General features: G+C 35.4%; 25 protein-coding genes. 23 read left to right on the top strand and 2 right to left on the bottom strand.

Annotated features, from left to right (window positions below; translation table 11 throughout):
• Nucleotides 1-217: 217 nt before the first annotated feature.
• A complete protein-coding gene (locus tag AC4GZ8_RS18875; RefSeq protein WP_491083437.1) occupies nucleotides 218-1435 on the bottom strand; it encodes a nucleotidyltransferase in 1218 nt (405 codons plus the stop codon).
• A 304-nt stretch (nucleotides 1436-1739) separates the two neighbouring features.
• Here AC4GZ8_RS18875 and AC4GZ8_RS18870 point away from each other — a divergent pair, with 304 nt between their 5' ends.
• The 4 genes from AC4GZ8_RS18870 (at nucleotide 1740) to AC4GZ8_RS18855 (ending at nucleotide 4189) form a co-directional block, all read left to right on the top strand.
• Nucleotides 1740-2258 (top strand): YceD family protein, encoded by a 519-nt coding sequence (locus AC4GZ8_RS18870; RefSeq protein ID WP_491083436.1) that lies wholly within the window; start codon nucleotides 1740-1742, stop codon nucleotides 2256-2258.
• An 87-nt stretch (nucleotides 2259-2345) separates the two neighbouring features.
• Entirely contained in the window at nucleotides 2346-2519 is a 174-nt protein-coding gene (rpmF, locus tag AC4GZ8_RS18865; RefSeq protein ID WP_491083435.1) for a 50S ribosomal protein L32, read from the top strand.
• 96 nt (nucleotides 2520-2615) lie between these two features.
• A complete protein-coding gene (locus AC4GZ8_RS18860) occupies nucleotides 2616-3383 on the top strand; it encodes an enoyl-CoA hydratase/isomerase family protein (RefSeq protein WP_491083434.1) in 768 nt (255 codons plus the stop codon).
• 176 nt (nucleotides 3384-3559) lie between these two features.
• Nucleotides 3560-4189, top strand: coding sequence for an RsfA family transcriptional regulator (locus tag AC4GZ8_RS18855; protein WP_491083433.1), 630 nt, complete (start codon nucleotides 3560-3562; stop codon nucleotides 4187-4189).
• 116 nt (nucleotides 4190-4305) lie between these two features.
• On the opposite strand, the gene AC4GZ8_RS18850 is transcribed toward AC4GZ8_RS18855, so the two are convergent.
• Nucleotides 4306-4770: an N-acetyltransferase gene (locus tag AC4GZ8_RS18850; RefSeq protein ID WP_491083432.1), complete on the bottom strand. Its 465-nt coding sequence runs from the start codon at nucleotides 4768-4770 to the stop codon at nucleotides 4306-4308.
• A gap of 296 nt (nucleotides 4771-5066) precedes the next feature.
• Here AC4GZ8_RS18850 and AC4GZ8_RS18845 point away from each other — a divergent pair, with 296 nt between their 5' ends.
• From AC4GZ8_RS18845 to ftsA, 19 genes are all read left to right on the top strand, one after another.
• Nucleotides 5067-5945, top strand: coding sequence for a 2-dehydropantoate 2-reductase (locus AC4GZ8_RS18845; protein ID WP_491083431.1), 879 nt, complete (start codon nucleotides 5067-5069; stop codon nucleotides 5943-5945).
• A gap of 12 nt (nucleotides 5946-5957) precedes the next feature.
• Nucleotides 5958-6353: a DUF3397 domain-containing protein gene (locus AC4GZ8_RS18840; RefSeq protein WP_491083430.1), complete on the top strand. Its 396-nt coding sequence runs from the start codon at nucleotides 5958-5960 to the stop codon at nucleotides 6351-6353.
• A gap of 76 nt (nucleotides 6354-6429) precedes the next feature.
• Entirely contained in the window at nucleotides 6430-8058 is a 1629-nt protein-coding gene (gene bshC / locus AC4GZ8_RS18835) for a bacillithiol biosynthesis cysteine-adding enzyme BshC (protein ID WP_491083429.1), read from the top strand.
• A gap of 123 nt (nucleotides 8059-8181) precedes the next feature.
• Complete coding sequence (mraZ, locus tag AC4GZ8_RS18830; protein WP_491083428.1) at nucleotides 8182-8613, top strand: division/cell wall cluster transcriptional repressor MraZ; 432 nt, start codon at nucleotides 8182-8184, stop codon at nucleotides 8611-8613.
• Between the two features lie 128 nt (nucleotides 8614-8741).
• A complete protein-coding gene (gene rsmH / locus AC4GZ8_RS18825; RefSeq protein ID WP_491083427.1) occupies nucleotides 8742-9674 on the top strand; it encodes a 16S rRNA (cytosine(1402)-N(4))-methyltransferase RsmH in 933 nt (310 codons plus the stop codon).
• Nucleotides 9675-9711: 37 nt separating this feature from the next.
• Nucleotides 9712-10074, top strand: coding sequence for a cell division protein FtsL (gene ftsL, locus AC4GZ8_RS18820; protein WP_491083426.1), 363 nt, complete (start codon nucleotides 9712-9714; stop codon nucleotides 10072-10074).
• Between the two features lie 107 nt (nucleotides 10075-10181).
• Nucleotides 10182-12365, top strand: coding sequence for a penicillin-binding transpeptidase domain-containing protein (locus AC4GZ8_RS18815; RefSeq protein ID WP_491083458.1), 2184 nt, complete (start codon nucleotides 10182-10184; stop codon nucleotides 12363-12365).
• Nucleotides 12366-12621: 256 nt separating this feature from the next.
• Entirely contained in the window at nucleotides 12622-14562 is a 1941-nt protein-coding gene (locus tag AC4GZ8_RS18810; protein WP_491083425.1) for a stage V sporulation protein D, read from the top strand.
• A gap of 259 nt (nucleotides 14563-14821) precedes the next feature.
• Nucleotides 14822-16285: a UDP-N-acetylmuramoyl-L-alanyl-D-glutamate--2,6-diaminopimelate ligase gene (locus AC4GZ8_RS18805; RefSeq protein WP_491083424.1), complete on the top strand. Its 1464-nt coding sequence runs from the start codon at nucleotides 14822-14824 to the stop codon at nucleotides 16283-16285.
• 178 nt (nucleotides 16286-16463) lie between these two features.
• Complete coding sequence (mraY, locus tag AC4GZ8_RS18800; protein WP_491083423.1) at nucleotides 16464-17438, top strand: phospho-N-acetylmuramoyl-pentapeptide-transferase; 975 nt, start codon at nucleotides 16464-16466, stop codon at nucleotides 17436-17438.
• Nucleotides 17439-18794: a UDP-N-acetylmuramoyl-L-alanine--D-glutamate ligase gene (gene murD / locus AC4GZ8_RS18795; protein ID WP_491083422.1), complete on the top strand. Its 1356-nt coding sequence runs from the start codon at nucleotides 17439-17441 to the stop codon at nucleotides 18792-18794.
• Between the two features lie 165 nt (nucleotides 18795-18959).
• Nucleotides 18960-20060: a stage V sporulation protein E gene (gene spoVE, locus AC4GZ8_RS18790; RefSeq protein ID WP_491083421.1), complete on the top strand. Its 1101-nt coding sequence runs from the start codon at nucleotides 18960-18962 to the stop codon at nucleotides 20058-20060.
• Nucleotides 20061-20266: 206 nt separating this feature from the next.
• Nucleotides 20267-21358 carry an undecaprenyldiphospho-muramoylpentapeptide beta-N-acetylglucosaminyltransferase gene (murG, locus tag AC4GZ8_RS18785; RefSeq protein ID WP_491083420.1) on the top strand — a complete coding sequence of 364 codons (1092 nt, stop codon included), beginning with the start codon at nucleotides 20267-20269 and terminating at the stop codon, nucleotides 21356-21358.
• 48 nt (nucleotides 21359-21406) lie between these two features.
• Complete coding sequence (gene murB, locus AC4GZ8_RS18780; RefSeq protein WP_491083419.1) at nucleotides 21407-22315, top strand: UDP-N-acetylmuramate dehydrogenase; 909 nt, start codon at nucleotides 21407-21409, stop codon at nucleotides 22313-22315.
• Between the two features lie 246 nt (nucleotides 22316-22561).
• Nucleotides 22562-23350, top strand: a complete 789-nt coding sequence (locus tag AC4GZ8_RS18775; protein WP_491083418.1) for a cell division protein FtsQ/DivIB — start codon at nucleotides 22562-22564, stop codon at nucleotides 23348-23350.
• Nucleotides 23340-24041, top strand: a complete 702-nt coding sequence (locus tag AC4GZ8_RS18770) for a DUF881 domain-containing protein (RefSeq protein ID WP_491083457.1) — start codon at nucleotides 23340-23342, stop codon at nucleotides 24039-24041. Before AC4GZ8_RS18775 ends, AC4GZ8_RS18770 begins: the two co-directional genes overlap by 11 nt.
• Before the next feature lie 105 nt (nucleotides 24042-24146).
• Nucleotides 24147-24827 (top strand): DUF881 domain-containing protein, encoded by a 681-nt coding sequence (locus AC4GZ8_RS18765; RefSeq protein WP_491083456.1) that lies wholly within the window; start codon nucleotides 24147-24149, stop codon nucleotides 24825-24827.
• Between the two features lies 1 nt (nucleotide 24828).
• On the top strand, nucleotides 24829-25194 hold the full coding sequence (locus AC4GZ8_RS18760; RefSeq protein WP_491083417.1) for a small basic family protein: 366 nt from the start codon (nucleotides 24829-24831) through the stop codon (nucleotides 25192-25194).
• 169 nt (nucleotides 25195-25363) lie between these two features.
• Nucleotides 25364-26650, top strand: coding sequence for a cell division protein FtsA (gene ftsA / locus AC4GZ8_RS18755; RefSeq protein ID WP_491083416.1), 1287 nt, complete (start codon nucleotides 25364-25366; stop codon nucleotides 26648-26650).
• Nucleotides 26651-26687 lie beyond the last annotated feature (37 nt).

The raw sequence follows: 26687 nt of genomic DNA, 5'->3' as shown, positions 1-26687 counted from the left end.
AAAAAAGGCTTTCGCAATAAAGATATAGCGAAAGCTTTTTTTAAAAGGAAAGTTAAATTTAGTACTGAGTTTTTGTGTTTAGACACGAAGCACAGGGTGTGCAAGTCCTACAGCCAGCGATGCCGGTTTTGTAACTCCTCTAGGATCAATTTGGAAATGAAACTATTCCAAATCGACTTAATTGCCCAAGGCTTCAAAGCTCTTGCATATTTCTAATCTAATTAATCCGAATAGGCGGAGTTGCAAATTCTTTTTGGAGCAGGCTAGACCGATAGGGTTCAGGTGTAATCATATAATATGTATTCGCTGCCTTTATATCAAGATCTAATATCGGATGATGAAAGGTTGAAAGCTTTGAGATTATTGGTAATTTCACCTTTTTTTTATGTTCTCTTAGATACTCTTGACCTGTAGATGACATCCCTAACAGCCTAATATAAGGAGCTTTTTTGGTGATATTACCATCCATTTGACTTTTTGTAGTATTTGTTAAAATATGAGTACATAATCTTTGAAGTCTTGTCCAGGTATATCTCTTTGTTTTAATTCTTTCCATAAAATCATGAAAACTTGTTGCTTTTTGGATATGCTGCTTTAATCTATTTTCAAGTCCTTCCTCTGCCTCATAAATTGCGTTCATTTCATCTAAGCTCATTGTCAAAATTCGATATTTTAAAAATTGAAAATAGCATTCCCATTGATGAAGAGCATGGTGTTTTTGTTCATAGTCGTTTAGAAGTTGGTGTGTGTGATTAGGAACATAGGCACCTATATCACGATTACCTGAAAAAATGGCTTTGCGAATACTAGTTGCACTGGCAATTGTTGAAGAATTGAAATGAAGATCATGGTATCCAGCAGATGTTCGCTTTATTGTCACTGGTTTTATCGTTGAATGCTGATCGTGTATAGCTTTCACATAATGAAACCCTAAAATGTTGTTTGGTAATGAAAGATCTAATGGAGAAGTTTTAAATTCTCCAAAACTAAGGTTTTGGAATGCTAGAGTCAGTGCCTTAGGATAACTGACCCCTGTTTTTACATACTGATGAATGAATTCTTCGTATTTGTGATTCGATTCAGTCAAAAGCTCGTTTGTTATCAAAAACGGCTCTATGTCTCCTGTTTCACTCCCAAAACAAAGGGAATCACAGAAAAGGGCATCTAGTATAGAAACAGCCCCATTTGCAAATGTTTCAGCCTTTTGGGTGGCAAATGCATAAGGCAATTCGACTACAAGGTCAACACCAGATGCAAGTGCCATCTCAGTTCTCGACCATTTTGATACAATTGCCGGTTCGCCACGTTGTAAGAAATGTCCACTCATGACGGCTATGACAATATCAGCATTCGTTTCTTTCTTAGACTCATTTAAATGGAATAAATGGCCATTGTGAAAAGGATTATATTCTACAACGATTCCTAATACATTCATTTTCTCACCACATTTAACAATTTGTTCTAAAGATTAGTTACTATCACGTTAACCAATTCTTTAACATTATATCTCATTTGTTAAAATGTTTTTCTAAGAATGAAAATTAATTAATGGAATTGTGAAAAATATCCAAAGTTTCATCATGGATCAGAAGTGTGTTTTAAGTATTTACCTTGTGAAAAGTCTTGATTTTATTTTGAAATAATTAGATTATCATGTATACTTACACTGTAAAGAAAAAATATTGACAAATATTATTGCGAAGGCTATAATTACCTTTGTTGCCTTGAGGTGATATGTATTGAAATGGACAATTAGTCAGCTACATCAATTGCAAAGCAAGGGTTTAAAGATTGATGAGGAAATTGATCTAAGCGATTTAGTCAGAACCCATCCGGATATTCGAGACATTTCGCCTGTGAATGTTAAAGGTAGAGCTGATATTAGCTCGACCAAGGTTACATTCCACTTATCAATTTCAGGTTCAATGGTTTTACCTTGTTCTCGAACTTTAGTGGATGTTCCGTATCCATTTTCAATTGATACAACGGAAACTTTCTTATTAAAACCAGCAGACTATGAAACGGAAGAGGAGTTATATCTTCCAGAGGGTGATGTAATTGATCTAATCCCTATTATTAAAGAGATCATAGTTGTTGAAATTCCTATGCAGGTGTTCTGTGATGATGTAACAAATGAAGAAGGTGCTGCTCCACAAGCGGGAAAAGACTGGGAAGTGATCTCAGAAGAAGATCAGAACAATAAAGTTGATCCTCGGTTGGCTGGACTAGCTAAGTTCTTCGAAAATGAAGAAAGCTAATTTTTTTTCTATAGCTTATAACAACAGCAATTGAACCGGTGCTTATCGGTTTCTTTATGCGCAATGCTCTTTAAGGAGGTGGGAATAATGGCTGTACCTTTTAGAAGAACTTCTAAAACGAAAAAACGACTACGTCGTACACATTTTAAACTACAAGTACCTGGTATGGTAGAATGCCCAAACTGCGGTGAAAGCAAACTTGCTCACCGTGTATGTAAAGCATGTGGAACATACAAAGGAAAAGATGTTGTTAGCAAATAATACATTTCTAACAGCTTAAAAAGCGTAAGAATCTTTGATTCTTGCGCTTTTTTTATAGCAATAAGTTTTTTGCAAAAATAAGAAAGGATTATGTTTATGAATAAAGTGATCATTACTGAACCTATTAAAGGTGTCATTGAGCTTAAGCTTAGTAGACCTTCAAAGTTAAATGCTATTGATTTTGAAATAATGGAAGAATTGACTGAAAATTTACATAATTTGCAATCAAATAAAGAATTAAGGGCCATTGTTTTAGTTGGGGAAGGAGAAAAAGCCTTTTGCTCTGGCGGGGATATTGAGGTTTTTAAGAACATAAAAACAAGAGATGAAGCATACGAAATGTTATCGAAAATGGGAGAAGTCTTATACCAGCTTATGACATTTCCGCTTCCAACGTTTGCGTTTTTAAATGGATTAGCTTTTGGCGGCGGCTGTGAGATTGCGGCTGCATGTGATTTTAGGGTTGCCAAACAAGGGATTACTGTCGGTTTTATCCAAGGGAGATTATCTATTATAACTGGCTGGGGTGGCGCAACAATATTACATGAAAAATTAACCTATGACAATGCGATGTCTCTCTTATTCTCAGCTAAAACCATATCAGCTGACAAAGCAAAAGAAATAGGTTTCATCACTGAAATAGTTTCTGAACAATCTTTTATCCAAAAAGCCTATGAATTCATGGATCAAGCCTTGATTAAAAATTCGTCTGTTTTAAGAGCTTACAAAGCAATTAAGGTCGATCAATGGATAAGATCAAATCTTTACTCACGGATGATGACTGAAATTAACAGTTGTGCTGAATTGTGGGCATCTGACGATCACCATCTAGCTGTGGAAAAATTTCTTTCTAGGAACAAATGAAACTAAATAAATTGAAAGTAAATTTCTACCATTATAAGCATGCTGCCAAAAGAACGGTATGTTCAAAGGGGTGATAATGTCCTTCTCATTTTCTTACATAATAGAGTGTAATGTAGTCTACTTAATCTATTAGCTGCATATGTATAGAAAAAAGTAATTAATGGAGGGAGATTATCATGACAACTACACGTCAAGATGCATGGACACATGATGAAGACTTATTGTTAGCGGAAGTTGTGTTGAGGCATATTCGTGAAGGGGCTACCCAACTTGCGGCTTTTGAGGAAGTAGGTCGCAAATTATCAAGAACACCTGCAGCATGTGGATTTAGATGGAATTCTTATGTTCGAAAACAATATAAAACTGGTATTGAACTTGCGAAGAAACAAAGGAAAGAGCTTAGAACTCGCACTTCTCAAGAAACAAAAGATGAAACAGAATCTAAAAAAGAAGTATCTGTTGAAGTTCCTGTTACAGAATCTGTAGGTTCACATTCAAAAAATACAATTAGAGAGCTTATTTCATTCCTCAAGCAATATGAGGAAGCTCCCTCTCTTCAAGTGGTCCAAGAAGAAAATAGTCAATTGAAAATGAAAATCCAAGGTTTAGAAAGAAAAGTAGCTGAGTTACAACAGGAAAAACAATCTCTTGTCAATCATATCCAGATCGTTGAAGAGGATTACCGGGCCCTAATTGAAATCATGGATCGGGCAAGAAAAATGGTAATCCTCCAAGAAGATGAAAGAAGCAGAAAGGTTAAATTCCAAATGGATAAGAATGGGAATTTAGAAAGAGTGGAAAAATAAGCTTATAAAAATACAGCACGGGAAAGATTATAATCTTTCCCGTGCTGTATTTTTATCCTATCAGTTCGATAGATAAGCATGGAGGTATGTGAATACAATTCTATTTCATTACTTATTTACTGCTGAGTAGTTCCTGCCGGATACCAAACTAATGGGTTTTCTCCTTTATCCCGGTCTAAATCATATTTGACAGGCTCAAAGCCCATCTTCGTCCAAAACTCACTTGATTTTATTCTTGGGTTTGTTTTGATCGGAAGTTGATACGATTTAGCAAAATCTACAAGAGCACTTCCATAGCCTTTTCCTTGATAATTAGGTAGAACCTCCAGTTTCCAAAGTTCAAGGTAATCTTGCTTGGGTTGAAAATAATGATCAAATTTTTTGTCAATTCGATAAAGGCTCATCCTAGCTACAAGCTTATCACCATAGTAAATACCATAAAACGGAGAGTCGCTGTCATTTTCAATCATGTTTGATTGAAGATCTTCAAGCATTGAAAGTTCCTGTATTCCATATTCTTTAAACTTTTTAAATTCCTCTAAGGTCTTATAATTGACTAATAATCTTTCAACTTTTAACATAGTTTTTCCCCCTTGGTGCCATAATCTAAAAATAAAGATCATGTAAAATAGATGAAAGTAATTAATAAATTCATTATATCATGGAGAGAGAAGTCTATGGTACGCAAAAGAATAAACGCTTACAGTTTAAAAAGACAATGAAGTAACGTAATTGATTTTTATTAGATAATATAGGCAAAATTCTAGTATTCATGTTGTTATTTTTGATATGATTGTGCTGATTAATGTTTAAAACGATTAATTAACAATATGCACGAAAGCCTGGAAGATTGTTTAAGTAATAGTGGGTGACATTTATGGAAATTGGAATAGTGGGTGCAGGATCATTAGGTCTTCTTTATGCGTACTATCTTTCGAAACAGCATAAAGTAACGTTGTATACAAACCGGCAGGAACAAGCTGACCAAATTAATAGCTTAGGAATACGGATAGTTAAAGGGGATTTTCAAGATACTGCGATTGTTCAAGCAACAGCAATAAAAACGTATACGGAGTCTTTACTGATTATAACCGTAAAACAATATCATTTGGATTCAATCATAAACGAACTAAAAACACTTAGTCCTAGAACCATCGTTTTTCTGCAAAATGGCATGGGACATATTCGTCGCTTAGCTTCCTTGTTACATCATCATGTTGTAGTAGGGATTGCAGAGCATGGAGCATTAAAGGTAGAAGACCATATTGTTCATCATACAGGAGAGGGTACGACAAAGCTTGCTCTTTATCAAAATCATGAAGGGCTTAAATGTGATATAGGTGAATTGGTAAACAGTCAACCACATCATTTTCCAATCGAATTCTTGACTGATTGGGAGGCGATGTTAAAAAGGAAATTGATTGTAAATGCTACTATTAATCCGTTAACAGCTGTTTTACGGGTCAAAAATGGAGATTTAATGACAAATATATATTATAAAAAGTTATTCTATGACCTTTTCGAAGAAGTCATATCAATTCTTGGGATGGAGGGAAAAGAAGAGCTTTGGGACCATGTGAGCAATATTTGTTCGAAAACGGCTGAAAATGAATCTTCCATGTTTCGGGATATTCAACAGGGAAGGCCAACAGAAATTGATTCGATTTTAGGGTATCTAATTTTGAATGCTAATGAAAAGAACATCCCTAATGTATCATTTCTATATCATGCGATTAAAGGGATTGAAGGTAATTAGAGGGGTGTGCATATGGGTGGTTTCTTAAACTGGATTATTTCAATTTTAATTACTTTACCAATCATCAGTTTGTTTTTGCTGTATATTATCATACGTATTTTCAGTGATAACAAAAGAAAGTCATTAGTTTTAACAATTGATTTTTCAACCATTTTTTTTATTATCTCAGTACACTTCCATTTTATTACTATTTTTAAACAATCATTTTTACTTTTCATTTTACTAGTTATAGGTTGTTTATTATTGTTTGTCTATTTTGTTGAGTACAGAAAATCCAAAAGTCTTTCCATAAAAAAGATCACAAGAAAAACATGGAGACTAACATTTTTACTTTTTGTTACAAGCTATATTGTATTAACCGTCATTGGCTTTACATCTGGGGTCATAAAAAACATCTTTCCTTTATAATGCATAAGGAAATGAAAAGTGTTAAAGTACTCGAATTGAGCCAACATAAGATTTTAATCGAGAAAGGAAGTTTTATATGGAGATTGTTGAACTCTCCCTGCGCTCTTCTAACCAATTAGTAAATGACTTGAATGATCAAACCTTAAACAACGAACTATTTTTCGATTATAATGTTCACTCTCCTGAAGTATATCAAAGCAGAGCAGCGGAATTGAAAAATCGCTCTTTTCAGCGTGAAGAGTTGTCAGCATACTTAAGGGATTACACAAACCGATGTTTAAATCAAAATGAGAAAACTCTAGAAAATATTGAAAGACTAAAGGATCCAAACAGTTTAGTTGTGATTGGCGGTCAGCAAGCTGGCTTATTAACAGGTCCTTTATATACAATACATAAAATTATTTCGATTATAAAACTTGCAAAAGATGAAGAAAATCAATTAGGTGTGCCAGTTATTCCTGTATTCTGGATAGCAGGTGAAGATCATGATTTTGCAGAAATTAATCATGTTTTTATTAAGAAAAATAAAATAGCAAAAAAATTAGCTATAAAAGATTATCCTTTAAAGAAACAATCTGTTGCTGAACTGCCAATAAATCGACAAAAAACAATCGAATGGGTAGAGCAGGTTTTTGAAGCTTATGGAGAAACAGATTACTCCAATAACTTAATCAGTAGTATGAAAGAATGTATTGAACAGTCGAATACGTATGTTGATTTTTTTGAAAAGCTCATCCTAACACTATTTGGTCAAACAGGACTTGTGCTCATTAATTCTGGAGACCCCCAATTAAAATCGTTAGAGAAGGCTTGTTTTCGATCAATCGTTGATCGTAATGAGGAGATTTTTCATGCTGTACAATCACAACAACTAGAAATGAAGGATCATCAATATCGCCCAATAATTGAAATGGCTGATAAAAGTGCGAATTTCTTTTATCACCATAATGGTGAACGATTTTTATTGGAAAGACGAGCAAACGATGAGTTTCATATATCAGACATAGGTTTATCGCTTTCAAAAGCTGAGTTAATCGACTTAATTGAAACATCTCCTGAGAAGTTTAGTAACAATGTCGTAACAAGACCCATCATGCAAGAGTATTTATTTCCAACATTAGCGTTTATTGCTGGGCCAGGGGAAGTAACGTACTGGGCAGAATTAAAAAAGGTGTTTTCCCTATTTGAAATGAAAATGCCGCCTGTATTGCCAAGACTACAAATAACTTTTGTGGAAAGAGCAATTGAAAGAAATATTGAAGAAACAGGAGTTAGTATAGAAGAAGTATTATATGAGGGCGTAGAGAAAGCAATTGAGCGGTTCCTTCAAAAAGAAACACCAATAGACATGAATCCTCTCATTGAAAAAGCGAAAAATGATATCTCAGAGATTCATGCATCATTAATTGAGGAAGCCCTTAAAATTGATCCTAGCTTAAAGCCGTTGTTAAAAAAGAACGGGGAATTTATTAAAGGTCATCTAGATTTCTTTTCTAAAACAGTTGAAAAAAGAAAAAGACAACAGCACGAAGTTTTACTATCAAAGTTTCAATCGATTGAATTAGAGTTAATGCCAGGCTTGCATCCACAAGAAAGAGTTTGGAATATATATTACTATTTAAACAAGTTTGGCCCGGAATTTGTTGGAGAATTGCTAAACTTGTCATATTCTTTTAATGGAAAACATAAAATTGTCAAAATTTAAATAAAAGTTTTTTGAAAATCCTGTGAATACAGGGTTTTTTTTTTGTGGAAAGAAATGTAGAATAGAAGTGGAGATAAGTGGGGGGAAGTGGTGAGTTAGGGAGAGAAAGTGGGGACATCGAGCATGTTTATGGGAGAATACCATCACACCATTGATATAAAAGGCAGAATGATCGTCCCTTCAAAGTTTAGGGAGGGCCTTGGAGATTCATTTGTGATCACTAGAGGCTTGGATCAGTGTTTATTTGTTTATCCAATGAGTGAATGGAAAGTAATTGAAGAAAAGCTAAAAGCACTCCCATTGACGAAAAAAGATGCTCGTGCATTTACTCGTTTTTTCTTTTCAGGTGCGACTGAATGTGAAATTGATAAACAAGGTCGTGTTAATATCGCCACACCATTACTGCAATATGCAAAACTAGAGAAAGAATGTGTTGTTATCGGCGTTTCAAATCGGATTGAGTTATGGAGTAAGTCCATTTGGGAAAACTATGTTGCTGAACAGGAAGATTCTTTTGAGGAAATTGCGGAAAATATGATTGACTTTGATCTCTAATCTTCACTTTAGCAATAAAACAAATCATAAAATGGACAAGCTAAAGGTAAGCCAAGAATAGGGATCGTTAACAACCCTATGTTTTGGTTTCTAAAGTAGGAAACTGATTTGATGAGGTGGTACAACTTATGTTTAAACATACAACTGTGTTATTGAAAGAAACTGTAGATGGCTTAAATATTAAAGAAGATGGCGTTTATGTTGATTGTACTCTAGGGGGAGCGGGCCATAGTAGTTACCTTCTCTCAAAGCTATCACAAAAGGGTCATCTATATGCATTTGATCAAGATGATGTAGCACTTAAAAATGCAAAGGAAAAGCTTTCAGAATATGAAGGTCAAGTAACGTTTATCAAAAGCAACTTTCGGTATTTAACAGAAAAATTGGCGGAATTAGGAGTTGACAAGGTTGATGGAATTTTATTTGATCTTGGAGTTTCATCACCTCAGCTGGATACTCCTGAGCGTGGATTTAGCTACCATCATGATGCACCTTTAGATATGAGAATGGATCAGCAATCAGATATATCAGCTTATGAGGTTGTTAACAGCTGGTCATACGAGGAATTAGTGAAAATCTTTTTCCGGTATGGAGAAGAGAAATTCTCAAAACAAATTGCCAGAAAGATTGAGTCTCAAAGAGAGGTACAGCCGATTCGTACGACAGGGGAATTGGTGGACATTATTAAAGAAGCAATTCCTGCGCCAGCTAGAAGAAAGGGTGGACATCCTGCAAAAAGGATTTTTCAAGCCATAAGAATTGCTGTTAATGACGAATTAAAAGTTTTTGAAGAGGCGATAGCTCAATCCATTGAGTTGTTAAAGCCGCAAGGAAGAGTGAGTGTTATTACTTTTCATTCCCTTGAGGATCGAATTTGTAAAACCGCCTTTAAAGAAGCTGCTACACCACCTGAACTTCCTAGGAATATGCCTTTTATACCAGAAGGGTATGAACCTAAGGTAAAGCTTATTACGAGAAAGCCTATATTGCCAAGTGAGCAGGAGCTAGAAGAAAACAATCGAGCAAGATCAGCAAAGCTACGTATTGCTGAAAAAATATAAAAAAGTTGGTACTTAAAAACAAAGGAGGTTGCAAAAAATGAGTAATTTAGCAATGAAATTAGAGCAACAACGTCAAGAACAGATCCAACACATACCAAAACAGGAACCAATAATTGTTAAAAGAAGAGCCACTATTACACCAGGAGAGAAATTTCTCATTTTAGTGTTTGTTTCTTTATTTGTTATTGGAGCAATTGCGATTGTGTCGAATTCGTATTCTGTTTATCAAGCAAATATTGAAATACAAGAAATTGAAGCTCAGATTGAGAAACAAACAAAGTTAAACAGTGACCTCCATGTTCAGGTAGAGGAATTAAGTACATATGACCGTATATGGGAAAAGGCAAAAGAGCTTGGGTTGACATTAGACCAAAATAACGTAAAGAGTGTACAAAATTAATAGTGATATAAACCAAGAGGATGACTCTAAAGTCATCCTCTTCATTCTATCCTACCCAAATCATATTCCAAGGTGGTATGATACACCATAGGAGGTTTAGTATGAAATTGACACAGAAAAACAAGAACATGAATAGAGGCGCTGCATTTTTAGCGTTACTATTTGGTGTGCTATTTTTCACTATTTTTATTCGTTTCTTTTATATTCAATCAACTGGATCAGTTCATGGACAAGCCCTAGCTGCTAGAGCAGAAGAGCTGTATGAAAGTCAACGAACAATTGAAGCGAAAAGAGGTTCAATCTTAGATCGAAAAGGTGAAGTAATTGCTGAAGATAAGTCATCCTATAAACTCGTTGCCATTTTGGATGATAAAATTACAACTGATCCTGATAACCCTCAACATGTTGTTGATGTAGAAGAAACGGCTGAAAAAATTGCACCATTGATTAATTTGGAAGTAAACGAAGTCAAAAAAATTCTCTCGAAAGATTTGTATCAGGTTGAATTTGGTACAGCTGGTCGTGATATTAGCCACACATTGAAAGAAAAGATTGAAGAATTAGAGCTCCCGGGAATTACTTTTATTCGTGATACACAACGTTTTTACCCAAATGGATTATTTGCTTCTCACCTAATTGGATATGCTCAAACCAAAGAGGACACAGGAGAAACAGTTGGAATGATGGGACTTGAAAAAACATTAGAAAAATATCTTCACGAAAAAGATGGGTATATAAAATTTGAAAAAGATCACTATAATTGGAAGCTTCCGAATAGTAATGATAAAATTGTTGCTCCAAAGAATGGGAATAATGTCTATTTAACAATTGATCAAAAAATACAAACTTTTTTAGAAGATTCTATGAATCAAGTTGTAGAGGAATATTCACCGGAAAAAATAATCGCTGTCGTGGCAGACCCTAAGACAGGAAAGATTCTTGCGATGGCTCAGCGTCCTAGCTTCGATCCTAATAAAAGGGACATTACCTCATATTATAATGATGTAATTTCATATCCTTTTGAACCGGGATCGACAATGAAAATCTTTACGCTAGCATCTGCTATTGAAGAAGGAGTATATAATGGAAATGCAACCTTTCAATCTGGTTCATATGCTGTTGGTCCTTCTGTTATTCGTGACCATAAACGTGGAGGCTGGGGTCCTATCACTTTTGATGAAGGTGTTCAAAAATCATCAAATGTTGGATTCTCCATTTTAGCGAAGGAATTGCTAGGAACAGATAGATTATATCAATATTTAGATAAGTTTGGATTTACGAAAAAAACGGGGATTGATTTACCGAACGAAGCGGAAAGCAAAATTAACTACAATTATGAAATTGATAAAGTATCTACAGCATTCGGCCAAGCTTCAGCTATTACACCGATTCAACTAGTTCAAGCAGCAACTGCAATTGGAAATAACGGAAAAATGATGAAGCCATATGTTATTGAAAAAATAGTTGATCAAGATACAGATGAAATAGTAAAAGAAAACAGTCCAAAGGTTGTTTCTCAGCCAATATCTGAAAAAACAGCTAAGGAAACCCTCGATATTTTAGAAACAGTTGTAAGTGCAGAGGGAGGTACTGGTAAACCGTATAAAATTGACGGATATGAAGTAGCAGGGAAAACAGGAACAGCTCAAATTCCAAATCCAAATGGAAAAGGTTATTTAACTGGGCATGATAATTATATCTTTTCTTTCTTAGGAATGGCGCCTAAGGAGGATCCTGAGCTTGTTGTCTATGTCGCGGTTCAACAGCCTGATTTAAAAGGTAAAGCAGGATCAGTACCTGTATCCATGATCTTTAATACTGTCATGAAAAATAGTTTACAATACTTGCAAATAGAACCAACTGAAGAGGTTAAATCAAATAACCAGTCTAAGACAACTTCAAATGGGATTAAACTTCCTGAAATGGTGGATTTAGCTCCCGCTGATGCGATAAATCGTTTGAAAGAGTTAGGCTTAGAACCAATTGCACTTGGTACTGGAAAAGAAGTAATCTCCCAATATCCAGCTGCTGGATCAGAGATGATGACAAATGAAAAAATATTCATTCAAACCTCTGAAAATGCGAAAATACCTGACTTAACGGGCTGGTCTAAACGTGATGTGATGAAGCTAGGAAATTTATTAGGTTTATCAATAAAAGCAGAAGGTTCTGGGTATGTCACAAAACAAAGTATTAAGAAGGATACCATCTTGAAAAAAGGAGACGTCCTAACGGTAACACTTAGTTCTAATGAAGTAAAAAAAGAAAAAAACAGTGAAGCAACTGAATAACGAAAAATAAGTAGGATAGGGCTCAAATAGATTCTGATATAGATGAATTCTAGTAGATAGAATTGCTATATTGGCATGTATTTGGCCTTTTTTTGTCTACTATAAACCCTAAATAGGTCAATTAAAAATGAAGAAGTAAGAGTCAATGTTAAAGATCAAATAGGTGGATGTATCTCTGGCTACTCGTTTTCTGTTCTACCTTTCTTAGTACAAGCATATATATGTGAACGAGCCTAGACAAGGAGGAATAAAGGATATGCGGGTATCTAATGTGACCGTTCGAAAACGTCTTGCTTTGACGTTACTTTTCGGTTTTCTCATTTTCTTAGTGATTGATATACGTCTAGGATATGTTCAATTCTTTCTTGGTAATACACTGACTTCAGGTGCAAAGGATTTATGGAGCAGAAATATTCCTTTTGAGCCTGAACGTGGGGAAATCCTAGATCGTAACGGTGTGAAGCTCGCGACAAATATGAGTGCACCAACGATTTATGTTGTACCAAGGCAGATTGAGAATCCGGCAGAAGCTGCAAAACAATTAGCAGCGGTATTAAATATGTCTGAGGAAAAAGCGTATAACCATATTACGAAGAAGGTATCAATCGAGAGGATCAATCCTGAGGGTAGAAAAATTTCACATGAAAAAGCAAATGAAGTAAGGGATTTAAACATTAAAGGAGTCTATATAGCCGAAGATTCTGTGAGATATTACCCTTATGGAAGCTACCTGTCCCATGTGTTAGGTTTTGCTGGTATAGATAACCAAGGGCTATTAGGTCTTGAAGCTTATTATGATGAACAGTTAAAAGGGCAAAAGGGATATGTGAAATTTTACTCTGATGCCAAAGGAAAAAGGATGCCAGATGAAGCTGACGATTATACAGCACCTGTTGATGGGAATAATTTAAAGTTAACGATTGATTCAAGGGTACAAACGATTCTGGAGAGAGAATTGGATAATGCCCAGGCTACCTACAATCCGGATGGCATTATAGCAATTGCTATGAATCCTAATAATGGGGAAATCTTGGCTATGTCCAGTAGACCTGATTTTGATCCTGCTAACTTTAAAGAAGTAGATCCAATGATCTATAACCGAAATTTGCCGGTTTGGAGTACGTATGAGCCAGGATCTACATTTAAAATTATTACATTAGCCGCAGCTTTAGAAGAAGGAAAAGTAGATTTAAAGAAGGACGAATTCAATGATTCTGGGTCTGTCGAAGTTGATGGTGCAAGACTAAGGTGTTGGAAAAGAGGAGGACATGGACATCAAACGTTTTTAGAGGTTGTCCAAAACTCCTGTAACCCGGGTTTTGTAGAGCTTGGACAAAGGTTAGGTGAAGAAACACTCTTTAAGTATATTAAGGACTTTGGGTTTGGGCAAAAAACAGGAATTGACTTACAAGGTGAAGGGACAGGTATTATGTTTAAGCCTGAACAGGTTGGTCCTGTTGAACTAGCGACAACTGCATTTGGCCAAGGGGTTTCGGTTACTCCGATTCAACAGGTTGCAGCTGTGTCAGCTGCGATAAATGGAGGAGTTCTTTATACTCCATATATTGCGAAAGAATGGGTAGATCCTGTTACAAATGAAGTGATAAGAAGAAATACACCTGAAGCAAAAAGAAAGGTTATTTCAGAAGAGACATCAAAAGAAATTCGTTATGCGCTTGAAAGTGTTGTAGCACTTGGATCTGGTAGAAATGCATTTGTTGATGGGTACCGCGTTGGAGGTAAAACTGGTACTGCTCAAAAAGTAAAAGATGGTCGTTACATGGAAAACAATCATATCGTTTCTTTTATTGGATTTGCACCTGCAGATGATCCGCAAATTGTCGTGTATGTCGCAGTTGACAATCCAAAAGATACCATACAATTTGGTGGAACGGTAGCTGCACCTATCGTTGGTAATATTATGAGAGATGTTTTACCTGAGATAGGTGTAAAGCCTAGAGAAGGTCAAATTGAAAAAGAATATAAATGGCTCGACACAAAACTTGTCGAAGTACCGAATATTATAGGGCTATCAAAACAAGAACTGGCTGAACAATTTGTGAATTTGAAGCTTGATGTATCTGGTGAAGGAGATGTTGTTGTGCAACAATCCCCAAATAAAGGTGTAAAAGTGAAGGAAGGGTCCACACTTAGAGTATATTTAGGTGAGGAAAAGGAAATGAAACAAAGCCAATAAACGAAGAAAGCTTGCCTTTTGCAAAAAAATTGCATAGGCACGCTTTCTTTTTGTTGGTTTGTCAAAGCATCTTGACAATATAACAGCATAAAATAAATTTCTTCATCTTTTTCTTAAGAAAATGCAAGGAAAGATAGCTCTTTTTACATAAGTAAGATAAAATAAGTACGGAGAAAAAATACATAACTGATGAAAGTATGGTTTGACATTGTCTAAAACTTAGGCAGTTAAAAACCAGTAATGAAAGTAGGAATATTATATGAAATTAAATGAATTACTAACATATTTGCATGATGATTTATCAATATCAGAAGCAAATCCAACTATCAGTTCTATTGAAATGGATTCTAGGGAAGTTAAGTCTGGTAGTTTGTTTATTTGTATAAAAGGCTATACAGTTGATGGTCATGATTTTGCTCAAAAAGCAGTTGAAAGTGGTGCTGTGGCAATTCTTGCAGAAAGAGAGCTGGATGTTAAGGTTCCTGTTATTCTTGTAAAGGACACGAAACGTGCTATGGCTGTACTTGCTGATATTTTTTATGGCCAACCTACACATTCGATGCACCTTATCGGGGTAACAGGAACAAATGGTAAAACAACAACTACACATATCATTGAAAAGATTCTAAATGAGGCGAACAAAAAAACAGGCCTGATTGGAACCATGTATATGAAAATTGGAGATCAACAAAAAGAGGTAAAAAACACAACTCCAGAGAGTTTGACACTTCAAAAGACATTTAGAGAAATGAAGGATGCTGATGTTACGCATGCAGTAATGGAGGTTTCATCTCATGCCTTACATCTTGGGAGAATCCATGGTTGTGACTTTAATGTAGCTGTATTTACGAATCTAACACAAGATCATTTAGATTATCATAAAACAATGGAGGCCTATAAATATGCCAAGGGTCTATTGTTTGCGCAACTTGGAAATCGATTTGATCATGATCGTATGAAATATGCGGTATTAAATGAAGATGAAGAAGCATCAGAAGAATATAAAAAAATGACATCCGCTAAAATTGTCACTTACGGAATTGATCGTAACGCAGATATTATGGCGAAGGAAATAAAAATGACGTCAAAGGGGACTACATTCCAGCTTATTACCCCAGTTGGAACAAAGTTAGTCACGATTCAAATGGTTGGAAAGTTCAGCGTCTATAATGTTTTAGCTGCTGTTGCTGCTACACTCTGCTCATCAATTCCATTAGATACAATTGTGAATGCTATCGAATCATTGGAAGGTGTAAGAGGTCGCTTTGAATTAGTTGATGGAGGTCAGGATTATACCGTAATAGTGGATTATGCCCATACACCAGATAGTCTTGAAAATGTCCTTCATACTATTAAGCAATTCGCAGAGGGTAATGTTTTTTGTATCATTGGCTGTGGTGGGGATCGAGATAAAACGAAGAGACCTCTTATGGCTAAAATTGCTGTAGAAAATAGTGATGAACCGATCTTTACCTCAGATAACCCAAGAAGTGAAGATCCAAAAACGATCTTGCAGGACATGGAAAAAGGAGTAGAAGGCCGCCATTATACATCAATTGTGAATAGAGAAGAAGCTATTTTCCATGCAATCAAAAACGCCCGAAAAGGTGATGTTATTCTCATTGCTGGAAAAGGTCATGAAACGTATCAACAAATAGGAACAGAGATTATTGATTTTGATGATAGAGAAATTGCTCTAAAAATGATAAAAAATCGAATTTAGTTGTGAAAAATTAAGACCTTTCATAAGAATAGGTAACAAAGGTAGAAAGAGAAGTTGATAAGATGATGAAAAAAATCCGTTTAGAAAAACATAATCAAAAAAATACCTCATATGATATTGTCGTAAAAGATAAGCTTGTATATAATAAGGAATCAGTTTTCCATGGGGAGGTGTACGCATGTTAGAACAGGTGATCTTAATTACAATTGTTATGGGATTCTTAATAAGTGTATTGCTATCCCCCATCATTATTCCGTTTTTAAGAAGATTGAAGTTTGGTCAGAGTATAAGAGAAGAAGGACCAAAATCACATCAGAAAAAATCTGGAACTCCTACTATGGGAGGCGTAATGATTATTATTTCAATCATCATTACAACGATTGTAATGACAGGGAAATTTTCTCAACTAAGTGTTGAAATGTACTTACTATTATTCGTGACGTTTGGATATGGTTTACTAGGCTTTCTAGACGATTTTATTAAGGTTGTCATGAAACGAAATCTTGGTTTAACATCAAGACAGAAGTTGCTTGGCCAAGTGATCATTGCGGTCATTTTCTATTTAGTTTTCACCCAATATGGTTTTTCAACAGAAATCTCCATACCTGGCACAGCCTTTACATTTGATTTAGGTTGGGGATATGTGATTTTAGTTGTGTTTATGTTAGTAGGGGGTTCCAATGCTGTTAACTTAACAGATGGATTAGACGGCCTATTATCAGGTACAGCTGCCATAGCCTTTGGTGCTTTTGCCGTACTAGCTTGGAATCAATCACAATATGATGTTGCAATATTCTCAGTAGCTGTTGTAGGAGCAGTTCTAGGATTCTTAGTCTTTAATGCACATCCTGCAAAAGTATTTATGGGAGATACAGGCTCTCTAGCATTAGGTGGGGCGATTGTAACAATTGCAATCCTAACTAAACTTGAGATTTTACTTGTACTAATTGGTGGAGTTTTTGTTATCGAAACACTATCAGTTATTATTCAAGTTATCTCATTTAAAACAACAGGAAAAAGAGTATTTAAAATGAGTCCTCTTCATCACCATTATGAACTAGTGGGATGGTCAGAATGGAGAGTTGTTGTAACGTTTTGGACGGTAGGTCTTTTATTTGCAGTACTTGGAATTTATGTTGAGGTGTGGTTGTAATTGAAAAATGTGAAGGATTATTTACATAAAAATGTGTTAGTTATCGGTTTAGCAAAAAGCGGCTTAGCGGCCGCTAAATTATTACATCGGCTTGGGGCAAATGTAACGGTTAATGATGTAAAAGCAACAGAAGAAGATGTAATCGTAAAAGAATTAAAAGCTCTGGGGATAGATGTAGTCGGTGGTGGACATCCATTATCGTTAATAGATGAGTATCCGGTTGATTTGATTGTAAAAAACCCCGGGATTCCATATTCAAACCCTTTACTAGTTCGAGCAAAAGAGAAATTTATTCCGATCATAACAGAGGTCGAGCTTGCCTATAAAATTTCAGAAGCAGATATTATTGCAATCACTGGTTCGAATGGAAAGACGACGACAACAACGCTCATTTATGAAATGCTGAAAGAGGACCACAAACAGCCATTAATTGCTGGAAATATTGGTACTGTTGCCTGTGAAGTAGCACAAAGGGCAACGAGTGAAAATGTCATTGTCATGGAGTTATCATCATTTCAATTGCTCGGAACCATTGAATTTAAACCTGCAATTGCCATGATTCTTAATATCTTTGACGCACACTTAGATTACCATGGAACGAAAGATGAATATGTACGTGCAAAAGGGAAAATTTATGAAAATCAAACATCTGAGGATGTTTCGATAATAAATAGAAATGACAAAGAAGTCTGTTTTCTCTCAGAAAAATCTAATGCACAAAAAATATACTTTTCAACATCAATGATCTCTGAAAATGGAGTATACATTCAAGATGAATTCATTTGGTATAAGGGTGAAAAAATCATCAAGTTGCAAGATATCGTATTACCAGGAGAGCATAATGTAGAGAATATTCTTGCAGCGATAGCAGCTGTCAAATTAAGAGGCGTGTCAAATAAGTCAATATACAAGGTGTTAACAACCTTTCAAGGAGTAAAACATCGACTTCAGTATGTAGATTCTGTCAATGGTCGCCGCTTTTATAATGACTCAAAGGCTACAAATATCCTTGCTACAAGCAAGGCACTTCAAGCTTTTTCATCACCTACAATTTTGCTGGCAGGCGGGCTTGATCGAGGAAATGAGTTTGATGAATTGAAACCATTTTTGAAAAATGTAAAAGCAATGATGCTTTTTGGTGAAACGGCTCCAAAACTAGAGAGAATTGCAAAAGAAAGTGGAATAGAACATATTAAACGTGTCGATAATGTAGAAAAAGCAGTATCTACGGCGTTTGATGTTTCTGAAAAAGATGATGTTATATTGTTATCCCCTGCATGTGCTAGTTGGGATCAGTATAAAACTTTTGAGGAAAGAGGAGACATTTTTATTCAAGCCGTGCATAAGCTTAAATAAGGGCTTGTACGAATGAATCAACCATACTTCTGATGTGGACATATTAAACATTTGTTAGGCATGCGTGTTGAATTCTGTTTATAATGCCATGGTTTTTAGCACAGGTTGTGCAATTGTCTATGGTGCCATACAGCCCTTAATAAACTGATACAGGGGTGTTGGGCGTTGACAGCGAAAAGGTCTGCTCCAGATTTTATCTTAGTTATCCTTACTTTACTACTCTTAACGATTGGCCTTATTATGGTATATAGTGCAAGTGCTGTATGGGCTACGTATAAATTTGATGATTCGTTCTTTTTTGCTAAACGTCAGCTGTTATTTGCTGGAGTTGGTGTCATCGCGATGTTTTTTTTGATGAACGTCGATTATTGGACATGGAGAACATGGGCAAAAATGCTTATTATTATCTGTTTTTTTCTTTTAATTGCTGTGTTAATTCCGGGAATTGGAATGGAAAGGAACGGGTCTCGTAGTTGGATTGGTGTTGGTGCATTTTCAATACAGCCTTCAGAGTTTATGAAATTGGCCATGATTGCTTTTTTAGCAAAATTCCTATCTGAAAATCAAAAAAAAATTACATCGTTTAAAAAAGGATTATTGCCTTCGTTAGGCCTTGTTTTTACCGCTTTTGGTATTATAATGCTTCAACCTGACTTAGGAACGGGTACAGTTATGGTAGGCACATGTATAGTGATGATCTTTGTATCAGGTGCAAGAGTCGTTCATTTTGTATGGCTGGGCCTTCTTGGAATTGCTGGATTTGTTGCACTAGTATTATCAGCACCTTACAGAATCAAAAGGATTACCTCATTTTTAGACCCATGGGAGGATCCACTAGGCAGCGGTTTTCAAATTATTCAATCTCTTTATGCTATTGGGCCAGGAGGACTGTTTGGTCAAGGATTGGGACAAAGTCGACAAAAGTTCTTTTATCTACCAGAGCCGCAAACTGATTTTATTTTTGCGATATTAGCAGAAGAGCTAGGCTTTATTGGAGGATCTTTAGTCATTTTGTTATTTGGCTTGCTTCTCTGGAGGGGAGTAAGAATTGCACTTGGAGCTCCTGATTTATATGGCAGCTTTTTAGCCATTGGTATCATAACGATGGTTGCGATACAGGTGATGATCAATATTGGGGTTGTAACTGGTTTAATGCCTGTTACAGGAATTACCCTTCCATTTTTAAGTTACGGAGGGTCATCTCTCACATTAATGTTAATGGCAATAGGTGTTTTATTAAATGTTAGCAGATATTCAAAGTATTAGTGTAAAAGATGTTTTAACATAGGTTGTTTATCATATAAAATAAAAGGTATTGAGGCTGACGCTAGGTAAGTGACAGATCATGAGGTTTCTTTTTAATCTCTGGCAGTCCTTAATGGTCAGCCTTATTACATTTACATAGTAGTTTTATTTATAGGTTTAAAAATACCCGACCTATGTTTAAATTAAATATTATTGGGGGAAAGAATATGAGAGTTGTAGTAAGTGGTGGAGGAACTGGTGGACATATCTATCCAGCACTAGCATTAATTAATGAAATAAAAAAACATCATTCTGATGTTGAATTCTTATATATTGGTACCGAAAATGGCTTAGAGCATAATATCGTAAAACGAGCCGGCATTCCGTTTAAATCTGTAGAAATTTCAGGTTTTAAAAGAAAGCTCTCATTTGAAAATGTGAAAACAGTTACTCGTTTTGTAAAAGCTGTTTCACGTAGCAAGCGTTATTTAAAAGAGTTTAAAGCAGATGTAGTGATAGGCACAGGAGGTTATGTATGTGGACCTGTTGTATATGCTGCATCAAAAATGAAGATCCCGACTGTGATTCATGAACAAAATAGTTTACCCGGTATTACAAATAAATTTTTATCTAGATATGTTGACAAGGTTGCCATTTGTTTTGAAGAGGCAAGAAAACACTTTCCAGAAGAAAAAGTAGTTTTAACTGGGAATCCACGTGCATCTGAAGTGTTAGGACAAAATGCTGCCAAAGGTCGCGAATCGCTTGGGCTTGACAAAAACAAAAAAACAGTCTTAATTTTCGGCGGTAGCCGTGGAGCAAAAGCAATAAATGAAGCTGTATTACAAATGATCCCATCTTTAGATGGTAAGCCGTATCAGGTAGTATATGTAACAGGAGAAGTTCATTATGATAAGGTGATTGAGGAAGTGAAAACATTAAATCAATCAGCACATGTCATCATAAAACCATTTATTCATAATATGCCTGAAGTATTGGCATCAGTTGACTTAATTGTCTCTAGAGCTGGAGCAACATCATTAGCTGAAATTACGGCATTGGGCTTGCCTAGTATTCTTATTCCAAGTCCTTATGTAACTGCAAACCACCAGGAGGTAAATGCAAGGTCGTTAAGTGATCATGATGCTGCTATTATGATCAAGGAAGTTGATCTTAATAGTCAAAAGTTATTGTCTCAAATTGATGATCTTTTATTAAATGAATCTAAACTAAATAAAATGAAGAAAGCATCAAAGGATTTAGGTATTCCAGATGCTGCAAGCAGGCTTTATAATGTGTTAACTAAAATTTCTAAATAAAAAACGAGTCGGTCATTCCGCAAGTCAACAAGATTAGGGAGGTAAAGTATGAAAGCTATATTTGATGAATTAACAGAAGCTAAAATTGGAAAGGTTTTAGAAAATGAACCTTTAGCTAAACATACAACTATAAAAATTGGTGGTCCTGCCGATATATTTATAGAACCAAATAGTACTGATAGCTTGTGTAAAGCGATGGAAATTATTAAAAAACATGATGCAAAGTGGACGGTAATTGGTAGAGGTTCCAATTTACTTGTTGCCGACAAAGGAATTGAAGGCGTCGTAATTAAGTTGGGAGTCGGAATGGATAACTTTGAACTGGATGAGGAAACCCTCACTGTTGGGGGAGGTTATTCAGTTATTAGACTAGCTACGATTATTAGTAAAAAGGGGTTATCCGGATTAGAGTTTGCAAGTGGAATTCCTGGTTCAATTGGCGGAGCAGTGTATATGAATGCAGGTGCTCATGGCTCCGATATGTCAAAAATTTTAGTGAAAGCACGTATCTTATTTGATGATGGTACAATAGAATGGTTATCTAATGAGGAGCTTGGTTTTTCTTATCGAACATCCATACTCCAGGAAGAACGACCTGGTATATGTATAGAAGCGGTTTTAAGATTAACAAAAGGTGATAAAGCAGATATCGTTGCAGTCATGCAAAAAAATAAAGATTATAGAAGAGATACACAGCCTTGGAACTATCCATGTGCAGGTAGTATCTTCCGCAACCCCCTGCCGAATTATGCTGGTCAATTAGTCGAAGCTGCAGGGCTTAAAGGGTACCAAATCGGTGGAGCAAAAATATCTGAAATGCATGGTAACTTTATTGTGAATGCTGGAGGAGCGACAGCTCAAGATGTACTTGATTTAATTGCATTTGTTAAACAAACAATCCTTGAAAAATATGATGTATCGATGGAAACTGAAGTAGAAATAATCGGTCGTAATTAGTCACAATACTCCCCATTATTTCCTTTTATTGTGTTATAATGACTAATGTAAAAATGGCAATATGATCTTCTATTGATTAATAAACGGCATTTTAAATGCCGTTTGTTTTATCGTTAGGAAATGTTAAAGTTATTGTAGGTTGAATTCAACAAAATTTAACAATTCTAACATAAGATAAAAGCTAAATACTTAACTAGAAGTAAAAGAAAGCTACCTAGACTCTTACCTAGGGTGGGGTGAAACAGATTGGAAAAAAAAGTTGTTTCGTTAGAAGACCGCATACCAAAATTACAGCAACAGCGAAAACAGAAAACTAATCGCAGACTTATTTCATTCTTATCTATTTTCTTTCTATTAATATTACTTGTTATCTACTTTCAATCTCCATTAAGTAAAGTAGGCAGTGTTAAAGTAGAAGGAAATGTCCTCGTGGACTCCAAAGAAATTATCAATTTGAGTGAAATAACTACCTCATCAGGCTTTTGGAATATTGATACAGAGGAAGTTCAACAATCTATCCAAGAACATTTACAAATAAAAAAAGCCATCGTTGAAAAAAAATTCCCAAATCACATTGTGTTGGTTGTTAATGAATATGAAAGTATAGCCTATCTCGAGGATAAGGGAGGATATAGGCCAATTCTAGAGAATGGACAAGTCCTTAAAGAACGAACAGTAAATATAACAGCAGATGCGCCAGTTTTAATTAATTGGAAAAAAGAAGAGGATATTAAAGAAATGATAAGTGAATTAAAAAAATTATCTCCAAGTATTTTTAATTCAATTTCTGAAATACATCATACCCCTGATAAAACCGATCCTTGGTTAGTCCATCTGTATATGAATGATGGCTATGAAGTAATGGCATCAGTTCGTACTTTTTCTAAGAAAATGAATTCTTATTCTAAAATTGTCAGCCAGCTAGATGAAAATAGTAAGGGAATCATTCATTTTGAGGTAGGTACATACTTTGAATCTTTTACACCATTAACAACAAAGGAGGAGGATGAGATATTAAATGAAGATGAGAGGTAGCTATGTCATTTTTTCACTCATTCTTCTTATTCTTGGATTTCTTATCTCCTATTCGTATCAGTTAACAAAAGAGAAAAATCGTGATAGTACAATTACCACAGAACAATGGGAGCGAGAGTATGAAATAAGATCGCAACTCATTGCAAAAGAAGAAAAAAATCAAGAACTTCAAGAGGAACTTTTCAAAAAACAAGATGAAGTAAAAAAAATAGAAGAGTCATTAAAAGATCAGAAGCAAGTATACTATAATCTTGTTGAAGATGTCGAAAAGTTTCGTATGTATGTTGGAGACCTGGCAGTTGAGGGAAAAGGAGTTCAAATTACATTAGAGGACGCCTCATATGTACCAGAAGGTGAAAACGTAAATAATTATATTGTTCATGAAAGTCATCTTTTCAATGTTATAAATGAGCTCTATATCTCGGGAGCTGACGCCATATCGATCAACGGACAAAGATTATCTAGCCATTCGTATATATATTGCAATGGCCCGGTCGTAACTGTTGATGGAAATCAGTATCCTGCACCTTTTGTGATTTCGGCTATAGGTGATCCTAGTGTGTTATTACCTGCATTAAATATAAATGGAGGAATTGTCGATCAACTAGCCTATGATAATGTGGTTGTTACATTAGAGAAAAAGGACAAAATTGTGATGGAGCCTTTGCTTCAAGATCAAAGATCTTCCTAGTGCATGTCTTTTGAAGAGGTGTGCTTGAATTTTCATTTAGACAGATAGGTGGTAGGGGTGAAGCAATCGAATGGGAAAAAGGCAATTAGTTTTACGCTTTTAACAATGATTTTTGGGTTAATGCTTGGTATTCAATATCAAACAATAAAAAACCCTATAGAACGAGACACACGTGATATGTGGCAGTTAAGAGAAGATTTAAAAAAAGAGCAGCAGCTTCAATTAGAATTATTGAGTGAAATTCGAAAATATAATGAAATCATTGAGTCACACGAAAACGAAAACAGTGTTAACCCAGAAAATGCTCTAAAGGAAACATTGTCTGTTTTAAAGGAAGAAGCTGGACTCACGGAAGTAACAGGCTCGGGTATTACCATAACGATTGATAAATTATTTTCTGAGGAGCTATTAGGGATCGAAATAAAAGATATTTCACCTGATTTATTAAAACGCCTAATTAATGAATTAAACTCTTATGGTGCTCAAGAAATTTCCATTCAAGGCAGGCGTTTAATAAATTCAACAGTGATTAGAGATATCAATGGACAGACAAAAATAGATAATTTCAGCTTGCACAGCTATCCAATTGAAATAAAAGTAATCTCAGATAATGTGGACAAACTTTATAATCGTATGAATGCCTCCACAACAGATGAAGACTTCGCGATCGATAATTTAAGTTTAACAATCTCAGAGCCAATTGAAGAATTAACAATTCCAGCTTATGAAGATTCGATCCGTGTTCGAAATATGAAGCCTGTAGAAATAGTAGAAGGGGGAGAATAATATGTGGCTGCCAGTTCTTGGTCTCATATTAGGTGTGTTTTTGGGATTAGTTTCAGAATTAAGAATTCCCCCGGAGTATTCTAATTATTTATCAATTGCTATTTTAGCAGCTCTTGATACATTATTAGGTGGAATTCGAGCACATTTGCAAGATATTTATGATGAGATGGTTTTCGTATCTGGTTTTTTCTTTAACATCATTTTGGCTGCAAGTTTAGCTTTTCTCGGTGTCCATATTGGTGTAGACTTATATTTAGTAGCTGTGTTTGCATTCGGAGTGAGACTTTTTCAGAATATTGCTGTTATCAGGAGAATATTGATTTCAAAATGGTCAATTTCTCGCGGGAAATTGAAAAAAGTTGAATAAATTAAAGGAAATATTAAGTATTTGACGAATAAACACTAGTGAAGCAAAAATTCAAGATTATATAAAAAAATAATTTGTTTTGTAACAAACCTGTAAAGCTAGATTCATTGTCATGTTGTTCTATAAAGAATAGAATAGAAAGTATTGATAGATAGGGAGGTGCCTTAGAATGAACAACAATGAATTATTTGTAAGTCTTGACATCGGTACATCCAGTGTTAAAGTAATTATTGGTGAAATGACGAATGATGCTTTAAACATTATAGGTGTAGGTAATGTGAAATCAGAAGGATTAAGAAAAGGATCTATAGTCGATATAGATGAAACGGTTCATTCTATTAAAAAAGCGGTAGAGCAGGCCGAGAGAATGGTTGGAATCTCCCTAAAACGAGTTGTAGTAGGAGTAACAGGAAATCATGTTCAACTACAAGACTGCCATGGGGTAGTAGCGGTTTCTAGTGAAAATCGTGAGATATCCAATGAGGATGTTAGACGGGTGATTGAGGCTGCTCAAGTTGTTTCTATTCCACCTGAAAGAGAAATCATCGATGTCATCCCAAGACAATTTATTGTGGATGGGTTAGATGAAATAAACGATCCAAGAGGGATGCTCGGTGTACGCTTAGAAATGGAAGGAACAATCATAACTGGATCAAAGACGATTTTACATAATTTGTTACGATGTGTAGAACGTGCTGGTTTAGAAATTACTGATATTTGTTTACAACCATTGGCAGCAGGTTCTGTCGCTTTGTCAAAAGATGAGAAGAACCTTGGCGTTGCATTAATTGATATTGGCGGTGGCTCAACGACAATTGCAGTCTTTGATCAAAACCATTTAGTTGCAACGAGTGTACTTCCAATTGGCGGTGAAAATATCACAAAAGATATTTCAATTGGACTACGCACGACAACTGATGAAGCAGAGCGTCTTAAACTAAAGTATGGACATGCTTTTTATGATCATGCATCAGAAGATGAAATTTTTGATGCATCAGTTATTGGGTCAGATCAAAAAAGAACATTTAATCAATTAGAGCTTGCAGATATAATTGAAGCAAGGTTGGAAGAATTATACGAACTTATTTTGTATGAACTAAGAAGACTTGGAATTCAAGAACTGCCAGGAGGATTTGTATTAACTGGTGGAACTGTTAAAATGCCGGGAGTCTTAGAGCTAGGACAAGCAGTCCTCCAAAATAGTGTGAGAATCGCAAGTCCAGATTATATCGGAGTTAGAGAGCCACAGTATATGACAGGAGTCGGTTTAATCCAATTTGCATATAAAAATGCTAAAATTCAAGGTAGAAAAATAGGTTCAAATGTTACGGTTGATGCAGTAGAGGTTGCTGCAACGAAAGAGCCTCAGCAGCAGCAGAGGATAAAACCTCAAAAGCAACAAGAAGATAAAAAAGTAAATAAAGTGAAGAAATTTTTTGGCTACTTCTTTGAATAGTAAACATCAATTAGAAGTCATTTGATGGATTAGGAGG

The organism is Metabacillus sp. RB-C-LZQ-3-1 (assembly GCF_058315175.1).
The sequence above is the reverse complement of the archived record's forward strand: the minus strand, read 5'-3'. Positions and strand labels throughout refer to the sequence as shown.

What these genes read in the sequence shown, in the direction of transcription:
- AC4GZ8_RS18875 (WP_491083437.1), bottom strand. Translation starts at nt 1,435, where the DNA reads ATGAATGTATTAGGAATCGTTGTAGAATATAATCCTTTTCACAATGGC.
- rpmF (WP_491083435.1), top strand. Translation starts at nt 2,346, where the DNA reads ATGGCTGTACCTTTTAGAAGAACTTCTAAAACGAAAAAACGACTACGT.
- AC4GZ8_RS18860 (WP_491083434.1), top strand. Translation starts at nt 2,616, where the DNA reads ATGAATAAAGTGATCATTACTGAACCTATTAAAGGTGTCATTGAGCTT.
- AC4GZ8_RS18855 (WP_491083433.1), top strand. Translation starts at nt 3,560, where the DNA reads ATGACAACTACACGTCAAGATGCATGGACACATGATGAAGACTTATTG.
- AC4GZ8_RS18850 (WP_491083432.1), bottom strand. Translation starts at nt 4,770, where the DNA reads ATGTTAAAAGTTGAAAGATTATTAGTCAATTATAAGACCTTAGAGGAA.
- AC4GZ8_RS18845 (WP_491083431.1), top strand. Translation starts at nt 5,067, where the DNA reads ATGGAAATTGGAATAGTGGGTGCAGGATCATTAGGTCTTCTTTATGCG.
- AC4GZ8_RS18840 (WP_491083430.1), top strand. Translation starts at nt 5,958, where the DNA reads ATGGGTGGTTTCTTAAACTGGATTATTTCAATTTTAATTACTTTACCA.
- bshC (WP_491083429.1), top strand. Translation starts at nt 6,430, where the DNA reads ATGGAGATTGTTGAACTCTCCCTGCGCTCTTCTAACCAATTAGTAAAT.
- mraZ (WP_491083428.1), top strand. Translation starts at nt 8,182, where the DNA reads ATGTTTATGGGAGAATACCATCACACCATTGATATAAAAGGCAGAATG.
- rsmH (WP_491083427.1), top strand. Translation starts at nt 8,742, where the DNA reads ATGTTTAAACATACAACTGTGTTATTGAAAGAAACTGTAGATGGCTTA.
- ftsL (WP_491083426.1), top strand. Translation starts at nt 9,712, where the DNA reads ATGAGTAATTTAGCAATGAAATTAGAGCAACAACGTCAAGAACAGATC.
- AC4GZ8_RS18810 (WP_491083425.1), top strand. Translation starts at nt 12,622, where the DNA reads ATGCGGGTATCTAATGTGACCGTTCGAAAACGTCTTGCTTTGACGTTA.
- AC4GZ8_RS18805 (WP_491083424.1), top strand. Translation starts at nt 14,822, where the DNA reads ATGAAATTAAATGAATTACTAACATATTTGCATGATGATTTATCAATA.
- mraY (WP_491083423.1), top strand. Translation starts at nt 16,464, where the DNA reads ATGTTAGAACAGGTGATCTTAATTACAATTGTTATGGGATTCTTAATA.
- murG (WP_491083420.1), top strand. Translation starts at nt 20,267, where the DNA reads ATGAGAGTTGTAGTAAGTGGTGGAGGAACTGGTGGACATATCTATCCA.
- murB (WP_491083419.1), top strand. Translation starts at nt 21,407, where the DNA reads ATGAAAGCTATATTTGATGAATTAACAGAAGCTAAAATTGGAAAGGTT.
- AC4GZ8_RS18770 (WP_491083457.1), top strand. Translation starts at nt 23,340, where the DNA reads ATGAGAGGTAGCTATGTCATTTTTTCACTCATTCTTCTTATTCTTGGA.
- AC4GZ8_RS18765 (WP_491083456.1), top strand. Translation starts at nt 24,147, where the DNA reads ATGATTTTTGGGTTAATGCTTGGTATTCAATATCAAACAATAAAAAAC.
- AC4GZ8_RS18760 (WP_491083417.1), top strand. Translation starts at nt 24,829, where the DNA reads ATGTGGCTGCCAGTTCTTGGTCTCATATTAGGTGTGTTTTTGGGATTA.
- ftsA (WP_491083416.1), top strand. Translation starts at nt 25,364, where the DNA reads ATGAACAACAATGAATTATTTGTAAGTCTTGACATCGGTACATCCAGT.